Origin of the sequence: Staphylococcus sp. 17KM0847 (assembly GCF_013463155.1) — a bacterium.
Classification (GTDB): Bacteria; Bacillota; Bacilli; order Staphylococcales; family Staphylococcaceae; genus Staphylococcus.
The window spans coordinates 1384991-1397648 of the sequence record NZ_CP040781.1 but is presented as its reverse complement, the minus strand read 5'-3'; the positions used below and the strand labels follow the sequence as shown (position 1 = coordinate 1397648).

11 protein-coding genes are annotated in these 12658 nt (G+C 35.3%); 10 read left to right on the top strand and 1 reads right to left on the bottom strand.

What is annotated here, in order from left to right; all coding sequences use genetic code 11:
• The first annotated feature begins 312 nt into the window (after positions 1 to 312).
• From FGL66_RS06815 to FGL66_RS06795, 5 genes are all read left to right on the top strand, one after another.
• Positions 313 to 993, top strand: a complete 681-nt coding sequence (locus FGL66_RS06815; RefSeq protein ID WP_180809097.1) for a flavin reductase family protein — start codon at positions 313 to 315, stop codon at positions 991 to 993.
• 393 nt (positions 994 to 1386) lie between these two features.
• Positions 1387 to 2250 (top strand): ABC transporter ATP-binding protein, encoded by an 864-nt coding sequence (locus FGL66_RS06810; RefSeq protein WP_180809096.1) that lies wholly within the window; start codon positions 1387 to 1389, stop codon positions 2248 to 2250.
• On the top strand, positions 2250 to 2981 hold the full coding sequence (locus FGL66_RS06805) for an ABC transporter permease (protein WP_180809095.1): 732 nt from the start codon (positions 2250 to 2252) through the stop codon (positions 2979 to 2981). The genes FGL66_RS06810 and FGL66_RS06805 overlap by 1 nt, the downstream gene beginning before the upstream one ends.
• Positions 2982 to 3220: 239 nt before the next feature.
• Positions 3221 to 4090: a sensor histidine kinase gene (locus tag FGL66_RS06800; RefSeq protein ID WP_258007261.1), complete on the top strand. Its 870-nt coding sequence runs from the start codon at positions 3221 to 3223 to the stop codon at positions 4088 to 4090.
• Complete coding sequence (locus tag FGL66_RS06795) at positions 4090 to 4692, top strand: response regulator transcription factor (protein ID WP_180809093.1); 603 nt, start codon at positions 4090 to 4092, stop codon at positions 4690 to 4692. Before FGL66_RS06800 ends, FGL66_RS06795 begins: the two co-directional genes overlap by 1 nt.
• A gap of 63 nt (positions 4693 to 4755) precedes the next feature.
• Here FGL66_RS06795 and putP read toward each other — a convergent pair whose 3' ends face one another.
• A complete protein-coding gene (putP, locus tag FGL66_RS06790; protein ID WP_180809092.1) occupies positions 4756 to 6303 on the bottom strand; it encodes a sodium/proline symporter PutP in 1548 nt (515 codons plus the stop codon).
• A 370-nt stretch (positions 6304 to 6673) separates the two neighbouring features.
• On the opposite strand from putP, the gene gatC reads away from it, so the two are divergent.
• The 5 genes from gatC (at position 6674) to rlmD (ending at position 12474) form a co-directional block, all read left to right on the top strand.
• On the top strand, positions 6674 to 6976 hold the full coding sequence (gene gatC, locus FGL66_RS06785) for an Asp-tRNA(Asn)/Glu-tRNA(Gln) amidotransferase subunit GatC (protein ID WP_180809091.1): 303 nt from the start codon (positions 6674 to 6676) through the stop codon (positions 6974 to 6976).
• 2 nt (positions 6977 to 6978) lie between these two features.
• Positions 6979 to 8439 (top strand): Asp-tRNA(Asn)/Glu-tRNA(Gln) amidotransferase subunit GatA, encoded by a 1461-nt coding sequence (gene gatA / locus FGL66_RS06780; protein ID WP_180809090.1) that lies wholly within the window; start codon positions 6979 to 6981, stop codon positions 8437 to 8439.
• A gap of 12 nt (positions 8440 to 8451) precedes the next feature.
• Positions 8452 to 9879: an Asp-tRNA(Asn)/Glu-tRNA(Gln) amidotransferase subunit GatB gene (gene gatB / locus FGL66_RS06775; RefSeq protein WP_180809089.1), complete on the top strand. Its 1428-nt coding sequence runs from the start codon at positions 8452 to 8454 to the stop codon at positions 9877 to 9879.
• A 195-nt stretch (positions 9880 to 10074) separates the two neighbouring features.
• Positions 10075 to 11010 carry a diacylglycerol kinase gene (locus FGL66_RS06770; protein ID WP_180809088.1) on the top strand — a complete coding sequence of 312 codons (936 nt, stop codon included), beginning with the start codon at positions 10075 to 10077 and terminating at the stop codon, positions 11008 to 11010.
• 99 nt (positions 11011 to 11109) lie between these two features.
• Entirely contained in the window at positions 11110 to 12474 is a 1365-nt protein-coding gene (gene rlmD, locus FGL66_RS06765) for a 23S rRNA (uracil(1939)-C(5))-methyltransferase RlmD (protein WP_180810492.1), read from the top strand.
• Positions 12475 to 12658 lie beyond the last annotated feature (184 nt).

The following is a 12658-nucleotide window of genomic DNA, read 5'->3' as shown; positions in this document are numbered from 1 at the left end:
TATTAGTGACTTCACCTTTTGTGGTGGGATGGCATATGCTGTCTCACCTTTTTTGGTATATAAAAAGCGCACAACTTGAATGGATTGTACGTTTAGACACCTTAACTATTTCTATGTATATAAAATTATAATAAAAATAAAATGCGGTACTTTTAATGATCTATCCACCACAGAAGATGGACAGCCATTTTAATAAACAGTGGCATTTTTATATAGTTTTCACTTATAAATAGATAGTATTTTTATATTAGACGATAGTGTTATTGTTTTATAAAATGCAAATAATACAAAATAATGAAGGGGTGTTGTGATATGAATTATTCTCCAAAACAAGGTATTAGAAGTCATGGTCTGCCATATGATCCGTTTAAAAGCAGTACAGTACCACGTCCGATTGGTTGGATATCCACACAATCTAAAGAAGGTGTAGATAATTTAGCACCATACAGCCAATATCAAAATTTAACATGGGATCCCCCAATGGTCATGTTTGCTGCCAATCAGTCTGTATTAGGTGATCATGAACGCAAAGATACTGTGAAAAATGCAGAAGAAACAGGTTGGTTTGTTTGGAATATGGCGACATATGATTTAAGAGAAGCGGTGAACTTATCAGCTAAAGCATTGCCGCCCGAAGAAGACGAATTTGAGTTTGCAGGTGTAACGAAAGAACAATGTATTGAAGCGCCAGGTTATCGTGTTAAAGAATCGCCTGTACACTTTGAATGTGAATATGTTCAAACGATCCGAATTCCGACAGGGGATCCTGTGTCAACAGTAGATATTGTTATCGGTCGTGTTGCACAAGTACATATTGAAGATCATGTGATTTTAGATAACGGGAAGCTAGATATTAAATCGATAAGACCCATCGCCCGTTTAGGATATTATGATTACACAGTTGTAGATGAAATTTTTGAAATGAAAGCACCTGCAGCATCGAAAGAAGAATTAGCTGGACTAGAAGGGCGTAATTTCGATAATAAATCGTAACAATAAAATACCATTTCATTGACCTTGTGCTGAAAATGATAAAACAAAGGGAAGTGAGCTTTAAGTACGATTCGGTCTAGTGCTTATAGTAAATGAGATATTTTAAATGTTCACTTGTAACATTAGGAGAGGTGCATCAATTTTATGTGAACATATAAGTAAATATATGCAAATAGTAGTATGTGCCTGAAGTGGAAATGTGTTTTAACAATTTTTCTTCGAGTTACTTTTGTGAGAACTGGATAATGAAGGCTTTAGAATGAGACGATTAAATCATAAAAAGGATTTGATCGTCTTATTTTTTATGACATTTGTCATATTTTAAAATTGACAGATTGCACTTATAGACTCGCGTATGATGACATAAGATAGAGAAGAAAGGACGTGATATAAATGATCAGTATTGAAAATGTTTCTAAAGCATATGGCAATCAAAAAATTCTTGATCATGTTTCATTTCAGATTCATAAAGGTGTATGTACAGCACTTATTGGTAGAAATGGGGCAGGAAAATCCACATTGATTGATTTATTAATAGGTGATAGACGATTAGACGACGGGCAGATTATAGGTAGAGCGTCAATATTAAACAAACAAAGAGTAGGTATTTTATTTCAAAAAACAGCGTTTCCTCGTTTGTTAAAAGTTAAAGAGTTATTTACGTTGTATCAATCTTTTTATGATCATCCGTATTCTCTTGAAAAGTTTCAACAAATCACACGTTTTGATGAAACAAAACTGAAACAAATGACTTCAAAACTATCGGGAGGAGAACTAAGAATATTAGACTTTGCGTTATCGATTATGGGTGATCCAGATATTGTTATATTAGATGAACCTACTGCAGCGATGGATACAAGTATGAGAGCTCATTTTTGGCGAATTGTTGAGGAAATGAAAAGTGAAGGAAAGACGATATTATATACTTCTCATTATATTGAAGAAGTCGAGCAAGTAGCGGATCGTGTTATTGTTCTTAATAAAGGAAAATGCGTAATAGATGATACGCCTTACAATATTAGAAATAAACAAAATATAACATATATTTATATACCGCTTATGTATCGTGACAGGATTGAAGGACTAAGCAATGTGGAGATTGTAGAAGTAGGAGATAGGTTGAAAATAACAACACAAAATATGAATGAACTTATTAAAAAACTGATGAAAACAGAAGTGGATTTAAATACCATTGAAATTAGTAAAATATCATTAATGGATACTTTTTTACAGAATACTCAAAGGAGTGATGTGTGATGCTATTGGAATATTTTAAAAGTGAACTAATCGTTACATCACGTAAAAAATTATATTTAGTATTATCCATACTATTGCCATGTGTATTTTATCTATTATTTACTACAATCTTAGATACCCCTAAAAGTTATGAAACAAAATTTTATAAGGAATATATGTATAGTATGGCTGTTTTTAGTATGAGTAGTTTTTGTATTATGACATTTCCATTAGAGATGATAGAAGACAAGGAAATAGGATGGAATAAAAGTTTATTTAGAACCCCTTTTACACCATTTTATTATTATATGAGTAAAGTCATAAAAATGATGTGCTTATTTCTCATATCAATCAGTGTACTTTTTGTAGTAGGAAATTTATATAATGGTGTACATATGTCACTTATGGAATGGTTAGGATCAGGCGTCTTACTTTGGGTAGGAGCGACACTATTTTTATCCATAGGAATCTTAATTTCACAGATTTCAGATTTACAAACGGCAAGCGCAATTGCGAATATTGTTTATTTAAGTCTTGCGATTTTAGGCGGATTATGGTTTCCGACAGAAGCGTTTCCAACATGGTTACAGCAGATCTCATATTTAACACCAACATATAATTTAAAAGAATTAGCATTATCATTTACAACAACAGGACATGTAGCCTTTAATTCACTTTTTATTTTGATTTTTTATAGTATACTTTTTATGAGTAGCGCCTTAATGATTCATAAAAAAGTGGAAGTGGTGTAATGTACAATATTGTGAAAAGGTTAAAGGAAAATCCCATTGCGACAGCAAACTTAATTTATTTGATTTTCCCTATCATTAATTTGGCTGTATGGGATTATAAAGGATCACTATGGCTGGGTATAAGTGTTACATTTTTATTTATTATCAGTTATTTTATGATGTGTTATTACGACCTTTCATCATATCGTATTATAAAGTTTACCTGCTTAACCATATATTTATTAGGAATTTTATATTTTGTGTTGTTTTTTAATAGTGGTCATTTTTTCTTTTTCTTTTATGGAGCATATATTCTGCCCTATGTTTTTCGAATTAAAATGTTATCAGCAGAATCAATTATGTATTTTATGATGCTTATTATTGTGATCACTGTCATTTATTACTACGATTCAGAGTTTGTTGTGATTTGTATATCAATGGCAATCATTATGACAATTACGATGCTTGCTAATATTAGAACTGTAGAGAAGAATGAGTTGAAAAAAACGATATATCAACAAAATAAGCAAATCAATATTTTAATTGCGGAACAAGAACGCAATCGTATCAGTCAAGATTTGCATGATACATTAGGGCATATGTTTGCGAGCCTTAGTGTTAAATCAGAATTAGCACTAAAGCTTATAGATAAAGATATTGAACAAGCCAAAATGGAAATGACTTCTGTGAATACTTTGTCTAAAGCAGCTTTAGTAAAGGTACGTGAGATTGTAGATGATTTACAGTTACAGTCTTTTGAAGATGAAGTGAAAGCAGTTCAAACATTATTAAAAAGTATGAATATTTCTCTAGAGTTTTATAATATAGAATGTACTGCAACATTAAGCCCAACAAAACAATCACGTTTGGCAATGATTTTAAGGGAAGCCGTTAACAATGTGATTAAACATGCTCAAGCGACTAAAGTTGTAGGGCAGTGCATTGAGAAAGAAAAAAGCTTTATTATGATCATACGAGATAATGGCGTAGGTATGGAGAAAGCTAAAAGTGAGGATTTGCAGAGTATTTATCAACGTGTCCAAGCGATGGATGGACGACTAGATGTACAGAGTCATTTGAATGAAGGTCTTGAATTAAAATTGACACTGCCAAGAGGAGATGATTGTTGATGATTTCGGTAATCGTTGCTGAAGATCAAGAAATGTTGAGACAAGCAATGGTAAAATTAATGCATTTAAATGAAGAAGTTGAAGTTGTAGGGGACGTTGCAAATGGTAAAGATGCACTAAATATGATTAAAGACCTACAGCCGAATGTTGCAATTGTTGATGTTGAAATGCCACAAATGACAGGTTTGGAGTTACTTAAGATAGTTAAACAGACACATCTCCCTACAAAAATGATAATTGTTACGACGTTCAAACGACCGGGGTACTTTGAAACTGCTGTTGCCAATGATGTAGATGCTTATGTATTAAAAGAAAGTTCAATCGACGAATTAGTTGAAACGATAAAGCAAGTCATGGAAGGAAAGAGAATATACAGTGAATCATTAATGACATCTATATTGCGTGATAAAAATCCATTAACAGATAAAGAACAAATTGTTTTAAAAGAGATAGGTAAAGGGCAATCGAGCAAGGAAATATCAAAAACACTTTTTTTATCAGACGGTACAGTGCGTAATTATACATCAACAATTATGGATAAACTCGAAGCAAACAATCGATTTGAGGCATGGCAAAAAGCGAAAGATAAAGGATGGATATAAAATAAATAGGAAAAGCCGATTAATGCGTGATAGAGGCATTTAATCGGCTTTTTAAATATACAATTAATGTTTAATTTCACTAAGTTGACGTTTTACTTCGTTGAGGTCGCGTTCTACAAAGTCACCAGGCTTTTTAGTGATCTTAGAGACAACGATAGTTACAATAAGACTGACTAAGAAACCGGGTACAATTTCGTATAAATTAAAGAACGCATACGTTTCACCGAGTGGATGTGCAAAGATGATCCATAGAATAACAGTCAATGCACCGGCAATCATACCAGCAATCGCACCTGTACGTGATAGACCTTTCCAATATAGAGAAATAATCACAAGTGGTCCGAATGAAGCACCAAAGCCTGCCCATGCATTACCAACAAGATTAAGAATCGTGTCGTTAGGTGACCATGCGATTGCAATTGCAACAATTGCGACAAGAATAACTGAGAGACGTCCCACTAAAACAAACTCTTTTTCATGTGCTGCTGTATTTGCTTTGTTACCACGAATTAATTTGTAAAAATCTTCTGTTAATGAACTTGATGTTACGAGGAGTTGTGATGAAATCGTACTCATAATTGCTGCTAAAATGGCTGCGAGTAAGAAACCACCCACTAACGGATGAAATAAAATTTGTCCCATTAAAATAAAGAGTGTTTCAGGGTCTTTAATTTCTACACCTTGTGCTGGGACGAAAGCGATACCTAACAGACCGACAAGAACAGCACCGAGTAATCCTACTGCCATCCATGAGATTCCGATACGACGTGTAAGTGGAAACAGTTTGATAGATCGGATAGACATAAAACGTACAAGGATATGAGGTTGGCCAAAATAACCAAGTCCCCATGCAAAGAATGAAATGATGCCAATGGCTGTTGTACCACGGAATAAATCAAGGTTTGTAGGTTTTAACTCTGCAATCGTGCTAAATGTATCTAAACCATTAAGTTTTAGTAAAACAACGATAGGTACCATAATCATTGCAATAAGCATGATAACACCTTGGAAGAAATCGGTAATAGAAACAGCTAAATAGCCTCCAAAGAATGTATACAAAATAACAATCGCAGCAATAAGAACTAAACCAACACGATAATCTACACCGAATGCACTATCGAATAGCTTACCACCTGATACAAGTCCTGCATGTGTGTACAGTGTGAAAAAGACAACGATAATTAAACCAGAGATGATTTTGATTGCATTTGATCGGTCATCTAATCGATTGTTAAAAAAGTCAGGTAATGTAATCGCATCACCCGCAATTTCTGTATGAATGCGTAGTCTTGGTGCGACGACAAGATAGTTGATATATGCACCGAGCGTTAAACCGATTGCGAGCCATAATGCAGATAGCCCTGTTGAGTAAACTTCACCCGGTAACCCCATAATCATCCAACCACTCATGTCAGATGCACCGGCAGATAGTGCTGTTACCCATGGACCGATATCACGCCCACCAAGCATATATTCACTTAAGTTGCTTGTTGCTTGTTTGTAGCCATAGTAACCAATACCTAGCAAAATAATAAAGTAGATAGCAATCATAATATATGTTTGCCAGTCAGGATTAACTTGACTTGATAATGTTGCGCCTAATGAAAACATCAGTATTTCCCCCTTTAGTTTATTTGTGTTACATAATACTATTATACAGTAACAAGAAGATATGGAAAGGACTTGTTTTTACATATCAAGCGAAAATTGTGAGAATGATAGAGGTGAATGTATAGCCATTACTGGAAATAGAATAGAAACTTTAATATGTTCAAAATAACTAACGAGAAATATACTGAGTGATGACGTATGCTGTATATCTCAAAAAAATAAATGTTTTTAGAGTGAAGTCATATAAAACTTTTGAAGTTTCAAAGACTTGTTATCATTTAAGCACATGACTTATAAATTATTTAGATTTTTAACGTAAAGTTTGATACAATTTGAAGATAAAAGAGTATTTTAAGGAGGCTATATCTTAATGGCTGAAATAACACATGAACAAGTTGAGCATATTGCTAATCTTGCGCGTTTAAATGTTACGGCAGAAGAGTCACATGCAATGCAAGAAACTTTAGCGGGTATTTTAAACTTTTGCCATCAAATTGATTCGGTTAACACAGAAGATGTTAATCCAACAAACCATGTTTTAGATTTACAAAATGTTTTGCGAGAAGATGTTGCAGTAAAAGGATTACCGCAGGAGAAAGCATTAGTTAACGCAAAAGAAGTAGAAGCAGGTCAATTCAAAGTACCAGCTGTTATGAATGAGGAGGACGCGTAAAGATGAGCATCCGTTATGAATCAATCGAAACATTACAACAGATGATTAAAGATAATCAAATTAAACCTTCAGAAATCGTAAAAGATATTTATGAAGCAATTGAAGAAACAGATCCAACAATTCAATCATTTTTAGCATTAGATAAAGAGAATGCACTAAAAAAAGCATCTGAGCTTGATGAATTACAAGCAAAAGGTGAAATGGATGGCAAGTTGTTTGGTATTCCAATGGGGATTAAAGATAATATTATTACAGAAGGCTTAGAAACAACTTGTGCAAGTAAAATGCTAGAAGGTTTTGTACCCATCTATGAATCAACTGTTATGAAAAAGTTACATGCTGAAAACGGTGTGCTTATCGGAAAAGTAAACCTTGATGAGTTTGCGATGGGTGGATCAACAGAAACATCTTATTTCAAAAAGACAGTCAACCCATTCGACCATAAAGCGGTACCGGGTGGATCTTCAGGTGGCTCGGCGGCAGCAGTTGCAGCAGGCTTAGTGCCTTTTACTTTAGGAACGGATACAGGAGGTTCAATTCGTCAACCTGCTGCATATTGTGGTGTTGTCGGTTTAAAACCAACATATGGTCGCGTATCACGTTATGGTTTAGTCGCATTTGCATCATCATTAGACCAAATCGGACCTATTACTCGCAATGTTAAGGATAACGCATTAGTATTAGAAGCGATTGCTGGAGAGGACCCGATGGACTCAACAAGCGCACCAGATGTCGCTCAAGACTTCACTGCAGATATTGGTAAAGATATTAAAGGTATGAAAATTGCATTACCAAAAGAGTATATTGGTGAGGGTATTGATGATGAAGTGAAAGCAGCGGTATTAAAAGCGGCAGAAACGTTCAAATCACTCGGTGCTATCGTTGAAGAAGTTAGCTTACCGCGTACATCTTCAGGTATTCCATCATACTACGTCATTGCATCAGCAGAAGCGTCATCTAACTTAGCACGCTTTGATGGCATTCGTTATGGTTATCATTCAAAAGAAGCGAATACATTGGAAGAACTCTATAAAATGTCACGTAGCGAAGGTTTTGGTGAAGAGGTGAAACGCCGTATCTTCCTTGGTACTTATGTATTAAGTTCAGGTTATTATGATGCTTACTACAAAAAAGCACAAAAAGTACGTACATTAATTAAAAACGACTTTGAAAATGTTTTTAAAGATTATGATGTTATTTTAGGACCAACTACGCCAACAGTTGCCTTTGATTTAGGTGCAGAAATCAATGATCCATTAACAATGTATGCCAATGACTTATTAACAACACCTGTGAATTTAGCAGGCTTACCTGGTATTTCGGTACCATGTCAATTAGCTGAAAATGGTCGTCCAATTGGATTACAACTTATTGGTAAACCATTTGATGAAAAAACACTATATCGTGTGGCGCACCAATTCGAGACGCAGTTCAACCTACACGATCAATATCAAAATTTATAAGGAGTGGCAAGAATGCATTTTGAAACAGTAATCGGACTTGAAGTCCACGTTGAATTGAAGACAGACTCAAAAATGTTTTCAAACGCGCCAGTTGCGTACGGTGCAGAGCCAAACACGAATACAAGCGTTATCGATCTCGCATATCCAGGTGTACTACCAACAGTCAATAAACGCGCAGTAGATTGGTCAATGCGTGCTGCAATGGCTTTAAATATGGAAATCGCAACAGAATCTAAATTTGACCGTAAAAACTACTTTTATCCAGACAATCCTAAAGCATATCAAATTTCTCAATTAGACCAACCGATCGGTGAGCATGGTTATATTGATATTGAAGTAAATGGTGAAACCAAACGTATCGGTATTACACGTTTACACATGGAAGAAGATGCAGGTAAATCCACACATAAAAATGGCTATTCTTTAGTTGACTTAAACCGTCAAGGTACGCCACTTGTAGAAATCGTATCAGAACCAGATATTCGTTCACCAGAAGAAGCATATGCTTATTTAGAAAAGTTAAAATCAATCATTCAATATACAGGTGTTTCAGATTGTAAGATGGAAGAAGGCTCATTGCGTTGTGATGCTAACGTTTCCATTCGTCCAGTAGGTCAAGAAGCATTCGGAACAAAGGCAGAGTTAAAAAACTTAAACTCTTTCAACAATGTGCGTAAAGGCTTAGAGTATGAAGTTAAAAGACAAGAAGAAGAGTTGTTGAATGGTGGAGAAATTTTACAGGAAACGCGCCGTTACGATGAGTCAACAGGTAAAACAATTTTAATGCGTGTTAAAGAAGCATCAGATGATTATCGCTATTTCCCAGAACCAGACATCGTACCACTTTATATTGATGAAGATTGGAAAGCCCGTGTGAGAGCCTCTATACCAGAACTGCCAGATGCACGTAAAGCGAAATACGTTGAGCAGTTTGGATTACCAGCATATGATGCACACGTCCTAACACTAACAAAAGAGATGTCGGACTTTTTTGAGGAAGCCGTTGCAGAAGGTGCAGACGTTAAGTTGACATCGAACTGGTTAATGGGTGGAGTTAATGAATACTTGAACAAAAATCAAATCGAGTTGCAAGATACAGGACTCACACCACAAAACTTAGCAAGTATGATTAAATTGATTGAAGATGGAACAATGAGCAGTAAGATTGCTAAAAAAATCTTCCCAGAACTTGCTAAAAACGGTGGAGATGCACAACAAATTATGAAAGATAAAGGTCTTGTACAAATTTCTGATGAAGGTGCAGTATTAGCATTTGTTCAAGAAGCTATCGCAAACAATCCACAATCGGTAGAAGATTATAAAAATGGTAAAGGCAAAGCAATGGGCTTCTTAGTAGGTCAAATTATGAAACTATCAAAAGGTCAAGCTAACCCACAACTTGCCAATAAATTATTAAAACAAGAGTTAGACAAACAATAATTCAGAGACAGAAACAATGGTAGTGTGCAATCACTATCATTGTTTTTTGATTTAAGAGATACGGTATGCTGTCATTACGCTATTTTTCGTGTTGATAGAGGAATCTTTCGTTAATTTGATGTTTTTGGCTTTCAATACTTTTGATATTGTTTTAATATTATCTTTGAGTATATAAAAAGTAATTGAGGGATACGAATGAGAAAACGTGCGAGGATTATATACAACCCAACATCAGGGAAAGAGATGTTCAAACGTGCTTTGCCAGATGTACTCGTGAAATTTGAACAAGCTGGTTATGAGACAAGTGCGTATGCAACTCAGAGAGTAGGGGATGCTACGGAAGAAGCAGCTCGTGCAATTCATGAGCAATACGATTTGTTGATTGTTGCAGGTGGAGATGGGACACTTAATGAAGTCATCAACGGTATCGCAGAAAAGCCCAATCGACCGAAGCTGGGACTTATTCCAATGGGGACTGTGAATGACTTTGGACGTGCATTACATTTGCCAACAGATATTTTTAAAGCAGTTGATGTGATACTTGACGGTAAAACAGTACAAGTAGATATCGGTAAAATGAACAATCGCTATTTCATCAATCTGGCGGGCGGAGGTAAAATTACAGAAGTATCTTATGAGGCACCGAGCAAACTTAAATCAATTGTCGGACCGTTTGCGTACTATATTAAAGGTTTTGAGATGTTGCCACAAATGCATCCCGTTGATGTACGGATTGAGTATGATGGCAATGTATTCGAAGGTGAAATCACATTGTTTTTGCTTGGTCTCACGAACTCTATGGCAGGTTTTGAAAAATTGGTACCAGATGCAAAACTAGATGATGGTATGTTTACACTACTCATTGTTGAAAAAGCGAATTTAGCAGAGCTGGGTCACATTATGACGCTTGCCTCTCGTGGTGAACACATTGGACATCCTAAAGTACATTATTTAAAAGCACAAACTGTAAATATTTCATCGTTAGCAGAAATGCCATTAAATGTTGATGGTGAATACGGTGGTCAATTGCCTGCTAATTTTTTAAACTTAGTACGTCATATTGAAGTCTTTTCACCATCAAATACCGACAATGAATTATTAATCGATGAACCAACAAATATTGAAGTATAAATCAAATAAGGAGAGGCTGAAATCTAAAAAGTGATGCGTTGATTTCATAGTCTCTCCTTTATCATGTGAGAAAATTAATGAAATGCGAGTGTGATTGCCGTGGCAGTTGTTGAAAAAAATCAAATATATGAAGGTCGTGTAGTAGACTTAACACATGAGGGACACGGCGTGATCAAAAGGGAGCGATATCCTATCTTTGTCCCGCAAGCACTAACAGATGAAATCATACGTTATAAAGTGATTAAAGTGAATAAAAAGTTTGGTTTCGGTAAACTTGTTGAAGTGATAAAAGAAAGCGAACATCGTGCTGTGCCACCATGTGAATATTATCAAAAGTGTGGCGGATGTCAGTTGCAACATTTGTCCTATCATGCACAACTCGATATGAAACGAGAACAAGTCGTTAATCTCTTTCATCGTAAAGGAAAAATGACAGATGTAAAGATACATCAAACCATTGGCATGGCTGATCCATGGCACTATCGTAATAAAACACAAATTCCAGTGGGAAAGACAAAAGAAGATGATATTAAAATGGGGTTTTACCGTCAACGGAGTCATGACATTATTGATATGGAAACATGTTTAATACAAGACGATCGTCAAAATGAAGTGATGCGGTATATCAAAAAACTTATACACGACTATCGTATCGAACCGTATAACGAGCAACAGCACCGAGGTTTATTACGGCATATTGTAATGCGTAAAGGCTACTATACGGATGACTTAATGATTATTTTTGTAATTAACGGCAAAACATTACCATATGCATCGGAGATTATTCAATCATTGACACAAACATTTTCTGAAATTAGCAGTATTAAAATTAATTGTCATAGAGAGAAAACAAATGTCATTATGGGAGCAACATCTTATACGTTATATGGTAAAGATTATATTGAGGATACACTGAATGATATTTGTTTTGAAATCAGCGATCTATCATTTTATCAAATTAATGTGACACAAACTCAAAAACTTTATAATATTGCGGTTAACTATGCGCAACTGACTGGTAGTGAAATAGTATTAGATGCCTATTGTGGTATCGGTACAATCGCATTAGCTATGGCGAGTCAAGCCAACCATGTTTACGGTGTTGAAGTCGTACCTGAAGCAATTGAGGATGCCAAGCGGAATGCACTGAGAAATGGATATGCCAATACAACATTTGTAGCTGGAACAGCAGAACAAGTTATTTTAGATTGGCAACGTCAAGGCATCCAACCAGATGTTGTCACAGTTGATCCACCGCGTAAAGGGTGCGACATAACATTTATTGAGACATTGAAAGAATTAGCACCAGAGCGAATCGTTTATGTTTCATGCAATCCTAGTACACAATTAAGAGATATTCAGTTGTTAGAAGATGACTACCAACTTATTGAAATGACACCAGTTGATATGTTTCCGCATACGACTCATGTGGAGACAGTTGCGTTGATACAAAGAGTGAAATAGCTTAATTTCTTCATTTACTAGATGTTGTTTTTGTTCCTACAAACGCATCTATATACAAGAAAAAATGACACTTAAAGCTATACCAAAGAAGTCGACTTTAGATGAGAACATTACTGATCCTAAAAATAGACTGAGCATCTTAAAAAAGGATAACGCACCATTTTTGGTGCGTTATCCTTTTTTC